The sequence below is a fragment of the Lentzea sp. NBRC 105346 genome (assembly GCF_030269605.1).
Lineage (GTDB): Bacteria > Actinomycetota > Actinomycetes > Mycobacteriales > Pseudonocardiaceae > Lentzea.
The window spans coordinates 288532-305271 of sequence record NZ_BSTQ01000003.1 but is presented as its reverse complement, the minus strand read 5'-3'; the positions used below and the strand labels follow the sequence as shown (position 1 = coordinate 305271).

14 protein-coding genes are annotated in these 16740 nt (G+C 69.0%); 9 read left to right on the top strand and 5 right to left on the bottom strand.

The genetic code is table 11. The features are described from left to right. Positions 1-213: 213 nt before the first annotated feature. The 6 genes from QSK35_RS08870 (at position 214) to QSK35_RS08845 (ending at position 8228) form a co-directional block, all read left to right on the top strand. On the top strand, positions 214-966 hold the full coding sequence (locus tag QSK35_RS08870) for an ABC transporter ATP-binding protein (RefSeq protein ID WP_285744092.1): 753 nt from the start codon (positions 214-216) through the stop codon (positions 964-966). After that, positions 966-3470: an ABC transporter permease gene (locus QSK35_RS08865; RefSeq protein ID WP_285744090.1), complete on the top strand. Its 2505-nt coding sequence runs from the start codon at positions 966-968 to the stop codon at positions 3468-3470. Before QSK35_RS08870 ends, QSK35_RS08865 begins: the two co-directional genes overlap by 1 nt. A gap of 261 nt (positions 3471-3731) precedes the next feature. Further along, entirely contained in the window at positions 3732-5006 is a 1275-nt protein-coding gene (locus QSK35_RS08860) for an ABC transporter substrate-binding protein (protein WP_285744088.1), read from the top strand. A gap of 71 nt (positions 5007-5077) precedes the next feature. Further along, positions 5078-5974 carry a carbohydrate ABC transporter permease gene (locus QSK35_RS08855; protein WP_352243575.1) on the top strand — a complete coding sequence of 299 codons (897 nt, stop codon included), beginning with the start codon at positions 5078-5080 and terminating at the stop codon, positions 5972-5974. A gap of 6 nt (positions 5975-5980) precedes the next feature. Continuing rightward, positions 5981-6799, top strand: coding sequence for a carbohydrate ABC transporter permease (locus tag QSK35_RS08850; RefSeq protein WP_285744086.1), 819 nt, complete (start codon positions 5981-5983; stop codon positions 6797-6799). A gap of 4 nt (positions 6800-6803) precedes the next feature. Then, the gene (locus QSK35_RS08845; RefSeq protein ID WP_285744084.1) at positions 6804-8228 is read left to right on the top strand and encodes a GH1 family beta-glucosidase; all 1425 of its coding nucleotides are present in this window, start codon (positions 6804-6806) and stop codon (positions 8226-8228) included. Between the two features lie 95 nt (positions 8229-8323). Here the strand turns inward: QSK35_RS08845 and QSK35_RS08840 are convergent, their stop codons facing one another. Both QSK35_RS08840 and QSK35_RS08835 read right to left on the bottom strand, forming a co-directional pair. Continuing rightward, a complete protein-coding gene (locus QSK35_RS08840; RefSeq protein WP_285744082.1) occupies positions 8324-9343 on the bottom strand; it encodes a LacI family DNA-binding transcriptional regulator in 1020 nt (339 codons plus the stop codon). 81 nt (positions 9344-9424) lie between these two features. Then, on the bottom strand, positions 9425-10474 hold the full coding sequence (locus QSK35_RS08835; protein ID WP_285744081.1) for a GNAT family N-acetyltransferase: 1050 nt from the start codon (positions 10472-10474) through the stop codon (positions 9425-9427). 367 nt (positions 10475-10841) lie between these two features. Here QSK35_RS08835 and QSK35_RS08830 point away from each other — a divergent pair, with 367 nt between their 5' ends. Continuing rightward, positions 10842-12008: an IS110 family RNA-guided transposase gene (locus QSK35_RS08830; protein WP_285744080.1), complete on the top strand. Its 1167-nt coding sequence runs from the start codon at positions 10842-10844 to the stop codon at positions 12006-12008. Positions 12009-12126: 118 nt separating this feature from the next. Here QSK35_RS08830 and QSK35_RS08825 read toward each other — a convergent pair whose 3' ends face one another. Both QSK35_RS08825 and QSK35_RS08820 read right to left on the bottom strand, forming a co-directional pair. Next, a complete protein-coding gene (locus tag QSK35_RS08825) occupies positions 12127-12519 on the bottom strand; it encodes a hypothetical protein (protein ID WP_285744078.1) in 393 nt (130 codons plus the stop codon). A gap of 133 nt (positions 12520-12652) precedes the next feature. After that, a complete protein-coding gene (locus QSK35_RS08820) occupies positions 12653-12994 on the bottom strand; it encodes a hypothetical protein (RefSeq protein ID WP_285744076.1) in 342 nt (113 codons plus the stop codon). Between the two features lie 60 nt (positions 12995-13054). Between QSK35_RS08820 and QSK35_RS08815 the strand changes: the two genes are divergently transcribed. Next, a complete protein-coding gene (locus tag QSK35_RS08815; RefSeq protein ID WP_285744073.1) occupies positions 13055-13561 on the top strand; it encodes a DM13 domain-containing protein in 507 nt (168 codons plus the stop codon). A gap of 215 nt (positions 13562-13776) precedes the next feature. Next, positions 13777-14724, top strand: a complete 948-nt coding sequence (locus QSK35_RS08810; protein WP_285744071.1) for an AraC family transcriptional regulator — start codon at positions 13777-13779, stop codon at positions 14722-14724. Here the strand turns inward: QSK35_RS08810 and QSK35_RS08805 are convergent. Next, entirely contained in the window at positions 14718-16697 is a 1980-nt protein-coding gene (locus tag QSK35_RS08805; RefSeq protein ID WP_285744069.1) for a tetratricopeptide repeat protein, read from the bottom strand. The two genes, QSK35_RS08810 and QSK35_RS08805, sit on opposite strands and share 7 nt — an antisense overlap. Between the last annotated feature and the right edge of the window lie 43 nt (positions 16698-16740).

Sequence of the window (16740 nt, the reverse complement as noted above, 5' to 3'; positions counted from 1 at the left end):
GTGCTGTCTGGAAGAATCGAAAGCAGGGGGACCCCCAGGCGGGGGTACGCCAGCGAAAGCGCGCGACAGGCGGCGCGCGGGTTGCTCGAACCTCAGGACGATTCGAGGTCATCCCTCAGGCTGATGCCGAAGGAGCCACGGAGTTGATGTCCGCGTAGGCGGCTGATCCATACCTTTCTCCTCGTCAGGACACGAGACGGAGAAGGGCTGGACATGTCTGCATTGGTATCCGAGGTCGGCACCCGGACGGCCGCGGCGGCCAACAACCTGGTGAAGGTGTACGGCAAGGGCGACACCGCGGTGCGGGCGCTCGACGGTGTGAACGTCGCGTTCCAGGCAGGCAGGTTCACCGCGATCATGGGTCCGTCGGGCTCCGGCAAGTCGACGCTCATGCACTGCCTCGCGGGTCTGGACAACGTCGACGCCGGATCCGTCCACATCGGACAGACCGAGATCACGCGGCTGAACGACCGCGACCTCACCAAGCTGCGCCGCGACCGCATCGGGTTCGTCTTCCAGGCGTTCAACCTGCTGCCCACGCTGACCGCCGAGCAGAACATCCTGCTGGGCCTCGAGCTCGCCGGCCGCAAGCCGGACAAGCAGTGGTTCAACACGATCGTCGACGTGCTGGGCCTGCGCGACCGCCTCAGCCACCGGCCCACCGAGCTGTCCGGCGGCCAGCAGCAGCGCGTCGCCTGCGCCCGTGCGCTGGTCGCGCGGCCCGAGGTGATCTTCGCCGACGAGCCGACCGGCAACCTGGACTCGCGTTCTGGCGCCGAGGTTCTGGACTTCCTGCGCATGTCCGTGCGCAAGCTCGGCCAGACCGTGATCATGGTGACGCACGACCCGGTGGCCGCGTCCTACGCCGACCGCGTGGTGCTGCTCGCCGACGGCCGGCTCGCCGGTGAGATCCACGAGCCGACCGCTCAGTCCGTCGTCAACGCGCTCACGCACCTGGGGGCGTGATGCTGAAGACGATCCTCGCGGGCCTCAAAGCCCGCACGGCGAGGCTGATCCTGTCCTCGGTGGCGATCGCGCTCGGCGTCGCCTTTGTGACGGGCACCCTCGTCCTCGGTGACGCCATCGAGGCGCAGACGCGCGACGAGTTCGCTCGCAGTGCGCGCAACGTCGACGCCGTCGTGCAGGCCAAGGACGACCGGATCGACGAGGCCATGGTCGCCAAGATCCGCCAGACGAAGGGCGTCGAGGGAGCGGACGGCCGCGAGTTCCAGGGCGCGGCGTTCGTGCCGGGCAACGGCGGCAAGGCGCGCAACGCGCTGGTCAGTCCGTTGCCGACGACGGAGAAGCTGCGCGACTTCGACCTCAAGGACGGCCGGTTCCCCAACTCTGCCACCGAGGCGGCCGTCGACAGGAAGACCTTCGAGACCGCCAAGCTGAAGCTCGGCGACAAGATCAAGCTGATGGACTCCGACGGCAAGGAGCACGAGTTCACCCTCGTCGGCGCCTACCAGCAGGGCGTGAACAGCGCGTCCATCACCGGCTCCGACCACGTGGTGCTGTCGCCGGAGGGCATGCGCGCGATCGCGCCGAAGGCGAGTGTGTACGAGGTGGCGGCCGTGGCCGCGCCCGGCGTGTCGCAGCAGCAGCTCGTCGACAACCTCAAGGCCTCGCTGGGTGACAAGGTCACCGTCATGACCGGAGAGGAGTTGACGAAGAAAACGCTGGAGCAGGTCGCCGGTCAGGCCGGCGAGATCAAGTTGTTTCTGCTCGCGTTCGCGCTCATCTCGCTGGTGGTGGCCGCGATGGTCATCTACAACACGTTCACGATCCTCATCGCCCAGCGCACCAGGGAGCTCGCGCTGCTCCGCTGCGTCGGCGCGGCCCGAGGCCAGGTGTTCCGCAGCGTGCTCGTCGAAGCGCTGTTCATGGGCCTCGCCGCGTCGGTGCTCGGCCTCCTCGGCGGCCTCGGTGTCTCGGCCGGCCTGCAGTGGGCGATCGGCTCGATTGGTTCCTCGGGCGGCGACGTCACGGTCCGCCTGCCGATGACCCTCACGACCGTGCTCGCCGGCTTCGGCGTTGGCGTGGTCGTCACCGTCCTCGCTGCACTGCTGCCCGCCCGCCGCGCCACCACGGTCGCGCCGGTCGCCGCGCTGCGGTCGCTGCCGGACAGCCACGACGAGGTCGCCCGCACCGGCAAGCTGCGGATCATCCTCGCCATCCTGGTCGCGCTGGTCGGCGCGGGTGCCATCGGCCTGGGCATGCGGTTGAAGCAGGAGGCCGCGGTCTTCGTGACCGGCGGCGGCACGATGGTCGTGCTGCTCGCGGTCCTGATGCTCGGCCCGATCCTGGTCGGTCCGGTGAACCGCCTGTTCGGGCGGGCGCTGCGGGGCGTGCCCGGCAAGCTCGCGTCGCTGAACGCCGGCCGCAACCCCAAGCGCACCGCCGCGACGACCGCCGCCCTGATGATCGGCGTGACGATCGTCAGCATGGTCGGCGTCGTCGGCAACAGCGGCCGCGAGACCGCGACCGCCCAGGTCGACAAGCGTTTCCCGACCGACTACACGATCACCTCGTCGGTGTACGACCAGCCGCTGACCGAGGAGTTCGCCACCAAGATCGGCCAGGTGGCGCAGGTCGAGAAGGTCGCGCCGGAGGTCAACGTCGGGGTCAAGGCCGACGGCGTGCCGTACGGCGGTCTGTACCTGCGCGGCCTGCCGGGCGACGCGGTCGGCACGCTGGTGCGGCCCGACCTCGCGTCGGGGCAGCTCAACGGTGGCCTGAAGGACGGCGAGATCGCCCTGTCCGAGGACACCGCCAAGGAGAGCGCCCTCGCGGTCGGCTCCACGCTCAAGGCCGGGGCGGAGTCCCTGAAGGTGGTCGCGATCTACAAGGGGCGTGAGCTCGGCGAGGGCCTGGTCTCGATGAACACGGCCCGCAAGCTCAGCGAGGAACCGATCAAGGGCTACACGACCCTGCTGGTCAAGCTCAAGCCGGGCACCGACCTGGCCGCCGCGCGCACCGCGCTGGAGTCCGTGATCGCCACGTCCCCGGTCGCAACGCTGAACAGCGCCGCGGAGGCCAAGAAGGAGATCAACCAGCAGATCGACCAGGTGCTGCTGTTCATCTGGGCGCTGGTCGGCCTGGCCGTGGTGATCGCGCTGTTCGGCATCGCCAACACGCTGACGCTCTCCGTGCTGGAGCGCACCCGCGAGTCGGCGCTGCTGCGGGCGCTCGGCCTCACCAAGGGGCAGTTGCGGCAGATGCTAGTCGTCGAGTCGATCCTGATGGCGCTCATCGGCGCCACCATCGGTCTCGCGCTGGGCGTCGGGTTCGGCTGGATCCTCACCACCGCGATGTCCACGGACAAGTTCTCGCTCACGTTCGCGGTGCCCTACGGGTCCATCGGGGCGATGCTCGCCGCCGCCGTGGTGGCCGCGATCGTCGCCGCCGCGCTGCCCGCTCGCCGGGCGGCTCGGACGTCAGTCGTCGCCGGGATGGCTGAGGCCTAAAGAGGGAGCCCGGCGATAGTCGGGGCCGCTCTCCTTGTCGGGGGGGAGAGCGGCCCCATTTTTCTGTGGGGCGGCGCGTCACGTTTGTCGTGATGCTCCCTCTATGGAGGTGAGGGGTGGCCCGAGCGAGGGCCGGGCCACCCCTCTTTTTCGTGTTTCTGCGGACCGGCCAAAGTTACGGAACGATGTCGACGGCTTGACAGGCAGAGGCCGTGCGTTGAGTGTGAGAGCGCTCTCATCGAGCTTCGCCGAGGAGGACGGATGAGGAGAAGGCTGGTCTGCAGCGCCGCTGCGACCCTTGTGGTGGTACTGGCCGCGGCTGGATGCGGTGGCGGGAGCAGCGCCTCGAGCGACGGCAAGATCAAGCTGTCGATCGGCCTGTTCTCCGACTTCGGGTACGACAACCTGATCAAGGAGTATCAGGCGTCGCACCAGAACATCGAGATCGAGCAGCGCAAGGTGAAGATGGAGCAGCACCACACGCAGCTCGCGACGCAGCTCGCGGGTGGCCGGGGTGCCGCGGACATCGTGGCGATCGAAGAGGGCAACATCGCGCAGTTCCGCGCCTCGAAGGACAAGTTCGTGAACCTCGCGGACTTCGGGGCCAAGGACCTGAAGAGCCAGTGGGCCGCGTGGAAGTGGAACCAGGGCACCACGGACAACGGCGACTTCGTCCTGGGGCTCGGTACGGACATGGGCAGCCTCGGCGTGTGCTACCGCCGCGACCTGTTCGAGGCGGCCGGGCTGCCGACGGATCGCGCCGAGGTCGCGAAGCTGTGGCCCACGTGGGCGGACTACGCGAAGGTCTCCGACCAGTTCACGCAGAAGACGCCGAACGTGAAGTTCGTCGACACGGCTCGCAACGTCTACAAGGCGATCCTCGACCAGACCGAGGAGGGCTACTTCGCCAAGGCCGACGACGCGTTCATCGCGGACAAGAACGACAAGGTGAAGCAGGCGTTCGACCAGGCGGCCGAGCTCGGCACCAAGAAGCAGACCGCCGCGCTCGAACCGTTCAGCCAGGACTGGAACGTCGCCCTCAAGCAGGGTTCCTTCGCCACGACCACCTGCCCGGCGTGGTCCCTCGCCCTGATCAAGGCGGGGGCTGGCGACGCGGCCGCCGGGAAGTGGGACGTGACGACGGCGCCCGGTGGTGGCGGCAACTGGGGCGGCTCGTTCCTCGCCGTGCCCAAGCAGGGCGCGCACGCCAAGGAGGCCTACGAGCTCGCGAAGTTCCTGACCTCCCCGGAGTCGCAGAAGCGGATCTTCAAGGAGACCGGCAACCTGCCCAGCCAGCCTCAGGTCTACAAGGACACCGAGGTCACGGCGACCACCAATGAGTACTTCAACAAGGCACCCGTCGGGCAGATCTTCGGCACCTCGGCGGACAGCCTGAAGCCGACCTACCGCGGCTCGAAGGACTCGAAGGTGACGCCGGTGTTCAACACCGCGCTGCAACGCGTCGAGCAGGGCAAACAGCCCGCGGCTGAGGCGTACGCGCAGGCGCTGAAGGAAGCGCAGGACGCCGTCAAGTGACGGTCACGCGAGACCGCGCCGAGGCGGCCGCTCCGGCGGTCGCCTCGGCCGCGCCACGGCACCAGAACCGCTTGGCACGGTGGGACGGCAAGTACACGCCGTACCTGATCATCGCGCCGTTCTTCGTGGTGTTCGGGATCTTCGGGCTCTACCCGTTGCTGTTCACCGCGTGGGTGTCGCTGCACGAGTGGCACCTCGTCGACGGCGACCAGGGGTTCCTGGGGCTCGGGAACTACACGGAACTGTTGTCCGACAGCAAGTTCTGGAACGCGCTCGGAAACACGATCAGCCTGTTCGTGCTGTCGACGGTGCCGCAGCTGCTGGCGGCACTGGGTTTGGCCGCACTGCTCGACCGGGGGTTGCGCGCCCGCGCGTTCTGGCGCGCGGGCGTGTTGCTGCCGAACGTCATCTCGGTGGCGGCGGTGGCGCTCGTGTTCGCGCAGCTGTACGGCCGCGACTTCGGCATCGTGAACCACTTGCTCGGACTGGTAGGGGTCAGCCCGATCGACTGGCGCGCCGAGACGTGGGCCTCGCACCTCGCGATCAGCTCGATGGTGATGTGGCGGTGGACCGGGTACAACGCGCTGTTGTACCTGGCCGCGATGCAGTCCGTGCCGAAGGACATGTACGAGTCGGCGATGCTCGACGGCGCCTCGCGGTGGCGGACGTTCTGGTCCATCACCGTGCCGTCGATCCGGCCGACGATCATGTTCACGGTCGTCACGTCGACGATCTTCGGCCTGCAGCTGTTCGCGGAGCCGCAGCTGTTCGACCCAGGCGGCACGGCGCTCGGCACGGGCGGCTCGGACCGGCAGTTCCAGACGCTCGTGATGTACCTGTACGAGAAGGGTTTCCGGCTCTTCGACGCGGGCTACTCCGCGGCGATCGCGTGGATGCTGTTCCTGCTCATCGCGGTCATCGCCGTGCTCAACTTCCGGCTGACGCGCCGCATCGCGTCCAAGGGGTGAGTGTCCATGCGGAAACCCGGACCCCTTGTCTACGGGTTGCTCGCCGCGATCCTCGCGGCGTCGGTCTTCCCGCTGTACTACTCGTTCATCGTGGCGTCGCAGGACAACTCGGTCCTCGGCGACGCGACGCCGCCGCTGGTTCCCGGCGGGAACCTGGTGGAGAACATCACCCGCGTCTTCGACACGGTCGACTTCTGGCTGGCGATGCAGAACTCGCTGATCGTGTCGACGACCGTCGCGGTGTCCAACGTCGTGCTCGGCTCGCTGGCCGGGTTCGCCTTCGCGCGCCTGCGGTTCAAAGGCCGCGACGCGTTGTTCCTGATCGTCGTCGGCACCTCGATGGTGCCGACGCAGCTCGGTGTCATCCCGCTCTACATGCTGATGTCGGACCTCGACTGGTACGGCACGCTGCAGGCGGTCATCGTGCCCGCGCTGATCGGTTCGTTCGCGGTCTTCTGGATGCGCCAGGCGTGTGAGGAGACCGTGCCGCACGAGCTGATCGAGGCGGCGCGGGTGGACGGGTGCTCGGTGTTGCGCACCTTTTGGCACGTGGCTTTCCCCGCGGTACGGCCACAGGCTGCAGTCATGGGCATGTTCACGTTCATGACCGCCTGGAACGACTTCTTCTGGCCGCTGATCGTGCTGGACCCCAACGACAGCCCGACCGTGCAGGTCGCGTTGTCCGCGCTGGCCAGTGGTTACTACACCGACTACTCGTTGATGCTCGCCGGCGCCTCCATCGCGGTGCTGCCGGTGATCGGGCTGTTCGTCCTGCTGTCCCGCCAGATCGTCGGCGGGATCATGCAGGGCGCGGTAAAGGGGTGACTTCATGACGACGACCGACCCGGATGTCGAGGTCGGGCGGGAACTGCTGCAATTCCCGCCGGACTTCCTGTGGGGCGCCGCGACCGCGTCGTTCCAGATCGAAGGTGCGACCACAGTGGACGGTCGCGGCACATCGATCTGGGACACGTTCGCGGCGACACCGGGAAAGGTGCTGGGAGGCGACACCGGCGACCCCGCCTGCGACCACTACCACCGGTACGAGAACGACGTCGAGCTCATGTCCTCGCTGGGCTTGGCGGCGTACCGCTTCTCGGTGGCGTGGCCGCGGATCCAGCCGCTCGGGTCGGGTGCCGTCGAGACGCGCGGGCTCGACTTCTACGACCGGCTGGTGGACTCGTTGCTGGCCAGCGGGATCCAGCCGCTGGTGACGCTGTACCACTGGGACCTGCCGCAGGCCCTGGAGGACGCGGGCGGCTGGCGCAACCGCGACACCGCGTACCGGTTCGCCGAGTACGCCACGATCGTGCACGGCCGGCTGGGCGACCGCGTCAAGGCGTGGACGACCCTCAACGAGCCGTGGTGCTCGGCGTTTCTGGGCTATGGCAACGGAATTCACGCGCCGGGCATCGCGGACCCGCGCGCGGCGCTGGAGGCCGCCCACCACCTGCTGCTCGGCCACGGCCTGGCCACGGCGGCGCTGCGGTCACTGGCACCGGCGGACCACCGCCTGTCGATCGTGCTGAACTTCAGCACGGTGTGGGCGGACGGCGCGTCCGAGGAGCACCTGACGGCCGTGCGGAAGGTCGACGGGCTGCAGAACCGCATCCTGCTCGACCCGATCACCGGCCGCGGCTACCCCGAGGACGTCCTGCTGGAGACGGCCTGGCTGGGGGACTGGACGCGGGTGATCCGCGACGGAGACCTCGAGATCATCGAGGCGCCGCTGGACTGGCTCGGCGTCAACTACTACGCACCCGCCCGCGTCGCGCCCGCGGACGGGGACGTGGTGACGCCGGGCCCGTTCGCGGGGCTGCGCGGAGTCGAGCTGCTGCCGCCGCGCGGTGAGCTCACCGGGTTCGGGTGGGAGCAGAACGCCGACGCCTTCACCGAGCTGCTGGTCCGGCTGTCACGGGATTCCGCCGGCCTGCCGTTGGTGGTCACCGAGAACGGTTCGGCGTTCCCCGACACGGTCGACGGGCTGGGCCGCGTCGTTGACGTCGAACGGACGCGTTATCTCGTGGATCATGTGCGGGCCGTGCACCGGGCCATCGCTCAGGGCGCCGACGTGCGCGGGTACCTGGCGTGGTCGCTGCTCGACAACTTCGAGTGGGCGGCCGGGTACAGCCAGCGGTTCGGCATCGTGCACGTCGACTACGAGACGCAGCGCCGCACGGTCAAGGAGTCGGCGGCGACGTTGTCCCGGATCATCCGCGACAACGGCCTGCCACCCACCGGTTACGACATTTGACTCTGAGAGCGCTCTCACCCTCGCTGGGTTGGTATGGGGGGAGCCTTCATGGACTTGAGGTCCATGAAGGCTCCCCCCATGGTTCACTCGACGGGTCAGGCGGACTCGCGGCGGACCAGCGTGGTGGGAAGCATCTCGCGCTTCTGCTTCACCGGCTCCTCGCGCACGAGCTTCATCAGGTGCGCGACCATGTGCTTGACCTGCTGGTCGGAGTCCTGCCGCACGGAGGTCAGCGGCGGCTCGGTGTGCTCGGCGATCGCCACGTGGTCGTCGAACCCGACGACGGCGACGTCCTCCGGGATGCGCTTCCCGGCCTCCTGCAGGGCTTCCAGCGCGCCCGCGGCCATGAGGTCGGACGCGACGAACACCGCGTCGAGGTCCGGCACCTTGGCCATCAGCTCGGTCATGGCCTTGCGGCCGCCCTGCTTGGTGAACCCACCGTCGGCGGTGAGCTTCGCGACGGCCTTGTCGTCGATGCCCATGGCGGACTTGAAGCCCGACAGGCGGTCGATCGCGGACAGCTCGTCCAGCGGGCCCGTGACGTGCACGATCTTCTTGCGGCCCAACGACCTGAGGTGCTCGGTGGCCAGGACGGCGCCGCCCTCGTTGTCGTTGTCGACCAGGTGCAGGCCACGCAGCGGACCCCACGGCTTACCGGCGTAGACGACCGGCAGCGGGAGCTTCTTCACGATCGACACCAGCTGATCGTTCTGGTGCGGTGCGAACACCAGCGCGCCGTCCACGTGACCGCCCGCCAGGAACCGGTGCGCGCGCGCCTGGTCGTCCGGGGAGTGCACGAGCATCAAAACCATCTGCACATCGACGTCCGCCAGCGCGCGTGCGCCGGCCCGGATCAACCGCGCGAAATGCGGGTCGTCGAAGATTTTCGGTTCCGGCTCGGAGAATACGACCGCGACCGCGCCCGTGCGTCGGGTAACCAGCGCCCGTGCCGCGCGGTTCGGTTGATAACCGAGTTCGGACACGGCCGCCGTGACCGCCTCCAGCGCCTCGGGGCTGACCCGCGGGGAGGAGTTCAGCACGCGTGACGCCGTCGCGCGGGAAACCCCGGCCCTGGCGGCCACGTCCTCCAGCGTCGGACGCGCGTGGATCGACACCCAGCACCACTCCCTATGAAAACGATCCCAATCGGGCTCAGCTTAGCCCGAAGAGATCTCCCGGGAGGGTTTCCGCGCTGCTCAACGCGAATTGTCGAGAGAAAGTGTCGCAATTGGGCGCTGAATCGTGCCCGCGTGCGGGTGGAGCGTAACGCGTAACAACCCGTCCTCCCGCCGAACGGACGAAGGCAACCCTGCGCGTTCGGCCGTGCGCCGCAGGCCGTCCTCGGACGGCAGGCACCACGCGACGAGCTCGCGGTAGCCGGCCGCGCGGGCGGTGTCCGCCAGCGCCGAGAGCAACGCCGTGCCGACGCCGCGGTGCTGCCACGCGTCCTCGACGAGCAGCGAGACCTCCGCGCATTCCGGAGTGGACATCCGGATGAGCTGACCGAGCGCGATCACCCGGTCCGCGCACTGCACGAGGATCGTGCTGCCGCGTGGCGGGCTGAGCAGCCGGTGCAGCCAGCGGCGCGGCACCGAGCGCATGCCCGCGTGGTAGCGGCTGAACATCGTCCGCAGCGAGCAGCGCGTGTGCAGGTCCGCGACCGCGTTCTCGTCCGACGGCAGGCCGGGCCGCAGCACCAATGCCATCCCGTCGTCGCTCATCGCCGCGCGAATCCGTGGCGGCGGCACCGACAACAGGTCGAGCAACGCCTTTCCGCGGGCCAGTTCGACCTGGGTGAACGGCGACCAGCCCCGCCTTGCCTCGACGACGGTGCCGTCGGGCGCGGTCATCCGGATGTGGTGTCCGGGCTCGTCGGTGGGTTCGTCCGGCGACACGACGACCGAGTCCGCCGCCAGGACTTTGCGCAGCGCGTCGGTGACGTTGCCGTCCTGCATCGCGTTCGCCGCCGCGCGGAGGGCGGCCGTGGGGCTGTCGACGAGGTCGCGCAGGTTCGCGGGCGTGATGCCGACGCACCGGCCGCCTTCGCTGCGCACCGCCGCCACCAGGTCCGCGGGCAGCACGCCGGGGCCGGTCTGTACGACCAGCTCGTCCAGCACGCCGCCCGGCACCGGGATGACGGACAGCGCGAGGACGTTGCAGTCGGCGTCCGCCAGCCGGATCGTCACGCGCGCTAGCGCTCCGGGGCTGTCGGCGAGTTCCACACGCAGGCGCCAGGTGGAGTTCATGACTCCAGGGTTGCCATGGCCTGTTGTGTCGGCGCTACACCGCTGTTAAGTCCTGGAGGACCCGGCCCCGCTGGCCGCGAACGTACGGTTCGGAGGCCGGGAACGTACGACAGTGAGGATGGGGTTGCGTCCGTGAGGATGCTGCTGGTGGTCCTCGCCGGTCTGGTCTGTCTCGACGTATGACCGGTTTCGTGCCTTTCGTGAGATCTGACGTCCGGGCTGGTGAGGACCACCGGTGCGCACCAGCCCCGGCGACCGTGACCTCATAGGAGCCTGTTGCCGCAGGCGCCCCATCACTGTCCTGTCCGCCCGCCGGGCCCGGTGCATGCCACCCGCCCGTAGCCGCGAACAGGATGGCCTCACCAGCATGGCAAAGACCCGCACGAAGTCCACCCGCACCACCCCGGCCTGCCCGATCGACCCGGTCGGCGAGATCACCGCCGGGATCGACACTCACCTCGAGTTTCACGTCGCCGCCGCCAAAGACGCCCTCGGCCGCACCCTGGGCACACTGAAATTCCCCGCCACCCGCGCCGGGTTCGCCCAGCTGTGGGCCTGGCTGACCGACTTCGGCCCGACCACCCTGGCCGGTGTGGAGGGCACCGGCTGCTACGGCGCCGGCCTGACCACCTTCCTCACCGCACGGGGAGTGCGGGTGGTCGAGGTCAACCGGCCGAACCGGCAGAAACGCCGGCTACGCGGCAAGTCCGACCCGCAGGACGCGATCAACGCCGCCGCGGCAGCCCAGTCCGGCGAGGCCACCGCCACCCCGAAACCACGCACCGGCCCGGTGGAATCGGTGCGGGTGCTGCGCATCGCCCGCGACCAGCACATCACCGCCCGCACCGCGGCGCTCAACGCACTCAAAGCCCTGCTCATCACCACACCCGCCGAACTCCGCGAGGCCCTGCACGGCCTGTCCACCACCGCCCTGCTCCGGCGCTGCGCCACCCTCGCCGCCGACCCCCTGCCCACACCCCGCACCGGCAGCAAAACCCGCACCGTCTCCGCCGCCGCCCTCGCCCAGACCCTGCTCGACTCCGGCACAGCGGTCCGCGCCGCACTAAGCGAGCTCGCCGGGCAGATCACCTTCCACACCAGCCGCATCCACGACCTGGACTCCACACTGGACGCCCTGCTGCACCGCATCGCACCCCGCACCATGGCCCTGCACGGCCTGGGCACCCACACCACCGGGCAACTCCTGGTCACCGCAGGCGATCACCCCGACCGGCTGCACAGCGAGACCGCCTTCGCCACCCTCACCGGCGTCGCACCCCAGGACGCCAGCAGCGGCAAACACGAACACCACCGGCTCTCCCGCGCCGGCGACCGCCACGCCAACGCCGCCCTCTACCGGATCATCATCACCCGGCTGGCCACCCACGAACCCACCCGCACCTACATGCGCGAACGGCTCCGCCCCGGCACCAAAATGACCAAGAAACACCTCATCAGATGCCTCAAGCGCTACCTCGCCCGCGAAATCTACCCCCGCCTCATGGCCGACCTTCAAGCGCTGCAAGCAGCTTGACAACCATAGGAGCTTCACAGGGGGCAGGAACGTACGACACGCGGGATTGTCAGACCTGGCCGATACGCTGGATACCGGGGGGCGCAGCCCAATGGCGCGAGCGTGGGACTCGCCGGGGTCAGCCCTTGCCCTTGTTCTCCATGTTCTTGCACTGCGGCGGTGGCAGCGGGTTCAGCGGGCTGCACGGCCAGCCGGAGGGCGTCGCCGTCGTCGTCGGCGCGGGCGGCTTGGTCTCCGCAGGCGGCGGCGGGGGCGGCGGCGCGGACGTCTGGTTCTGCGTGGCCTTCGGGGCCTGGACGGCCGCCGACGAAGGGCTCGTCGAAACAACGCTGCTGGATGGGGCGCTGGACGACGTCGACCTGCTGGCGCTCGGTGTGCTGCTGATCCAGGTGGACGCGGGTGTTCTGCTCAACGGATCCTCGTCCGCGCCACCCATCACGACTCCCACCAGTACGCCCAGCAGCGCGGAACCGAGCACGGCAGAGCCGGATGCGGCCCACAGTGCGCGCAAAGTTCCTCCTCGCTGGTTTGGAAAGAGAGGTGAGATCATCCCCGTCGGCGACCATACCGGTAGCCCGAACGCAGGACATCGCTCACCTGGATGCGTTATCGGTCGCTGAAGCCGCTCGGTTGAGTGATCGCCGTCACTGATTCGTTATCCGGGCCAGCACCAGGCTGGCTCCGGAAAGGCCTGCGACGAGCACGGTTCCGGTCAGATGCCACACCGGAGCATCACCCGTACAGGTGAACACGTCGGTGAACTTCGATGTGGAGCACGTGACGAACGGGACCGAGCTGAGCGCGATGCTCGACGCCGCCACCCCGCCCAGGAGTGCGGAGCCGAACACGCGCATCATCGGGAACGCGGCGTTCGCGGTGCCGACCGCGGCGATGGCGAACAACAGCGGCACCGGCCTCGGGAACGGGCCGAACAGCGCGCAGCCGACCATCAGCACGCCGAGAACCGCCTGCCCGACTCGTTCCACGGACGGACCCTAACAACTACGTAAGATCTTCTCGGCCGGATCTGCGTCAGTATTTCCGATATGTCCACACGTCGATTCCTGCTGCTCGGTCTCGTGGTCGTGCTCGGGGTTGGGCTCTACTTCTTCCAACCGTGGCGGCTCCTGACCAACCGCACGACGGCCGAGACCTTGCTCGTGCCCACCGTCAGTTCGACCTCCACCTCGTCCTCGGCGCAGGCTCCCGCCGGCCCGGTGGCCGTGGCGTCCGGCATGTTCCGCTCGCTGGAGCACGAGACCACCGGCACCGCGACGCTCGTGCGGCTCCCGGACGGGCGGCACTCGGTCCAGTTCGCCGGGCTGAACACCAGTGACGGGCCGGACCTCTACGTCTACCTGTCCGACAAGGAGTCCACCGCGGCGGAGAAGGAGTTCGGCACCGGCTTCACCTCGCTGGGCAAGCTGAAGGGCAACCGCGGCGACCAGGTCTACGAGATTCCCGCCGAGGTGAACCTCTCGTCCGTCCGATCCGTGGTGATCTGGTGTAAGCGGTTCTCGGCCGGCTTCGGGGTGGCGCCATTGGCGTCTTGAATGGTCTGGTCCACATATAGCCTTTCGGCCCTATTGACGGTGCTGGTCTAGACCTTCTACCGTGGTGTGGGACACAACACAACGTCCCTTGTCGATGGGCGGGCGGATGCCCCATCGGCGAGGAGCACGGCTCACCGGGTGGGCCCTGCGCAGACGGTGGCGCGGCACACGTCGCGCCACCGTCGGCGTTAACCTCAGCTGTGCACACCAGGACCGTGGCGATCCACTATGTGCGCGCCGCGCTGCGCGAATGCCCGGCGCCGGAACCGGTCCTGGCCGCCGCGGGCATCAGCCCCTCGTTGCTCGACGACGACCGCGCCCGCGTGACGCCCGAGCAGTTCACCCGCCTCATCCAGGCGTTGTGGGAGCAGCTCGACGACGAGTTCATGGGCTTCGGCCCGCGTCCGTCCAAACGGGGCACGTTCCCGACGATGTGCCTGCTCGCCGTGCACTGCCCGGACCTCGGCTCGGCGTTGCGACGCGGCCTCGCGTTCTACGGCCTGTTCGACACCGCGCCCGCCATGTCGTTGGTGGACGGGCGTTTCTCGCTCGACATGGCGCTCGTTGACGACCCGGACCACTTCCTGACCGAGTCGCTGCTCGTGCTGTGGCACCGCTTCTCGTCGTGGCTCGTCGGGCGCCGGATCCCGTTGCGGCGCGCGTCCTTCGACTACCCCGAACCGCCGCACGCCGCCGAGTACCACCTGATCTTCGGCTGCCCGCTCGAGTTCTCCGCGCCCGTCACCGCGATGTTCTTCGACCCGAAGTTCCTGCGGATGCCCGTGGTGCAGGACGAGGCCGCGTTGCGCCGGTTCCTGCGCAACTCTCCCGCGGAGCTGTTGTCGCGCCGCGACCACGGCGCCGACACGTCCGCGCACGTGCGCCGGCTGCTCGGGGCGGGGGAGTCGGGCCTGGAAGCCGTCGCACAGCGGCTCGGGGTGTCCGCGCCGACGTTGCGGCGCAGGCTGGCCGCCGAGGGGACGTCGTTCCGCGAGGTGCGCGAACAGCTGTTGCGCGACCAGGCGGTGGCGTCTTTGGTGCGCGGCGGTGAGTCGGTGGAGGAACTGGCGCTGCGGCTGGGGTTCTCGGAGGCGAGCGCCTTCCACCGTGCGTTCAAACGCTGGACGGGCTCCTCACCCGGCGCCTACCGCGGCGGTCACTGACCCCGAAGCCGCTTCTCGACCTCGGCCAGGTTGTTGCGGCTGGTGAGGGTGTGGGGGTGTTCGGGTCCGAGGGTGCGGGTGCGGATGTTGAGTACGGCGCGGTGTTCGGTGGCGGCGGTGGTGAGGTCGCCCTGGGCGCGCAGCACGAGGGCGAGGTTGTCGCGGCTGCGGAGGGTGTGGGGGTGTTCGGGTCCGAGGGTGCGGGTGCGGATGTCGTGTACGGCGCGGTGTTCGGTGGCGGCGGCAGTGAGGTCGCCCTGGTCGTACAGCACGTTGGCGAGGTTGTTGCGGCTGGTGAGGGTGTGGGGGTGTTCGGGTCCGAGGGTGCGGGTGCGGATGTCGTGTACGGCGCGGTGTTCGGTGGCGGCGGCAGTGAGGTCGCCCTGGGCGCGCAGCACGAGGGCGAGGTTGTTGCGGCTGGTGAGGGTGTGGGGGTGTTCGGGTCCGAGGGTGCGGGTGCGGATGTTGAGTACGGCGCGGTATTCGGTCGCGGCGGCAGTGAGGTCGCCCTGGTCGTACAGCACGTTGGCGAGGTTGTTGCGGCTACTGAGGGTGTCGGGGTGTTCGGGTCCGAGGGTGCGGGTGTAGATGTTGAGTACGGCGCGGTATTCCGTGGCGGCGGTGGTGAGGTCGCCCTGGGCGCGCAACACCATGGCGAGGTAGTGGCGGCTGCGGACGGTATCGAGGTGTTCGGGGCCTTGCTCGGCCTCGTCGAGGCGTAAGGCGTGTTCGAAAGCTGATTTCGCGAGCGCGTACCTGCCGTTGTCATACGCCGTTTGTCCAATCGCGTATGCGGTTGACGCATCGGCGTGTCGAATCGCGGCGAGGACGATGTCGCTGGGCACGTGGTCACCGGGCGCGTGCATGCTCTGCACGTGGTCGACCAGGTAGTCGAAAACCTGGACGTGGTCGCCGCCCTGTTCGAGCAAGGCGGTCGTGGTGCCGCGCGGCGGTTCTGTCGCCCACTTCCACGCCTCGTTGAGTGACTCGGGGCGGACGCGGTTGCCGAGGTAGTGATCGTGCACCTCGTCCAGCAGGGCTTTCGGCAGCGGGGCGTGGAAGCCCGCGCGGCGGCAGTCGATGGCAGCGGTCACGAGTGCCGCGCCGCGCGGATGCGCGTTCGGTGCCTTGGCGTTGGTCCAGTGGGCGAGCAGCGTGGGACCGGCCGCGAGGTACTCGGCCAGGCCGTACTCGCCGGAGTTGCGCAGCGCGTCCCCGATCTGGGCGTCGGACCGGTACTCCTCGGCCCGCTCCAGCTCGGCCGGGGTGAAGTGGCGGTCCAGCTGCACCTGATGGGCCTGGTCCAGTACCCGGCGGGCCTCGTCGCTCAGCCGGTGGTCGTCGCCGCCGGTCAACTGGTTCAGCTCCTCACGGCGCAGCGTCGCGATGATCGTGCCGTGGCGGAGGCGGTCGACGCCTGCGACGGTGAGACCTCCGGTGCCGACGAACTTCTCCAGGTCGTCCAGCCACAGGACGCACTTCGGCCTGCGCGCCAGGTCGTCGACGGCCGCGTCCACGAGGTCCCGGCGTTCCGGCGCCATCAGGTGGTGCTTGGGCAGAGTCGCCCGGACCGCCTCGTACGCGGTGCGGGACTTACCCGCCGTCGAGTCGCCGACCAGCACGACGAAGCCGCCCGGCCGCAGGTGGGAGACGACCTCGTCGTAGACGTCGCGCCGGATGTAGGGCGGCACGCCCTTCGCCGCCTTGTGCACGCCGAGCCGGATCGGGTCGTCCAGGTCAAGGACCTTGCCGGACACCGCGCCCCTGGTCAGGGCGAAGCCGGTCTCCTCGCGTCGCTGCGCTCCCCGCTTGAGGAACTCCTTCGGGTACTCGCTGAAGAACACCGCGACCGCACCGACGACCGCGCCGATGGCGAGCACCCACCACTGCTTGACGCCGAGAGCGGCCATGACAGCGGACGTGGCACCGGCGACGATGATCAGTCCGGCCAGCAGCCATCCGCGCTTGCTCATCCCGAATTGGTACCACGACGTGCGTCCATCCAGCCGCGCGTGT

Excerpts from the sequence above, each read along its gene's own strand:
- QSK35_RS08870 (WP_285744092.1), top strand. The coding sequence starts at position 214 with ATGTCTGCATTGGTATCCGAGGTCGGCACCCGGACGGCCGCGGCGGCC.
- QSK35_RS08865 (WP_285744090.1), top strand. The coding sequence starts at position 966 with ATGCTGAAGACGATCCTCGCGGGCCTCAAAGCCCGCACGGCGAGGCTG.
- QSK35_RS08860 (WP_285744088.1), top strand. The coding sequence starts at position 3,732 with ATGAGGAGAAGGCTGGTCTGCAGCGCCGCTGCGACCCTTGTGGTGGTA.
- QSK35_RS08850 (WP_285744086.1), top strand. The coding sequence starts at position 5,981 with ATGCGGAAACCCGGACCCCTTGTCTACGGGTTGCTCGCCGCGATCCTC.
- QSK35_RS08845 (WP_285744084.1), top strand. The coding sequence starts at position 6,804 with ATGACGACGACCGACCCGGATGTCGAGGTCGGGCGGGAACTGCTGCAA.
- QSK35_RS08835 (WP_285744081.1), bottom strand. The coding sequence starts at position 10,474 with ATGAACTCCACCTGGCGCCTGCGTGTGGAACTCGCCGACAGCCCCGGA.
- QSK35_RS08830 (WP_285744080.1), top strand. The coding sequence starts at position 10,842 with ATGGCAAAGACCCGCACGAAGTCCACCCGCACCACCCCGGCCTGCCCG.
- QSK35_RS08815 (WP_285744073.1), top strand. The coding sequence starts at position 13,055 with ATGTCCACACGTCGATTCCTGCTGCTCGGTCTCGTGGTCGTGCTCGGG.
- QSK35_RS08805 (WP_285744069.1), bottom strand. The coding sequence starts at position 16,697 with ATGAGCAAGCGCGGATGGCTGCTGGCCGGACTGATCATCGTCGCCGGT.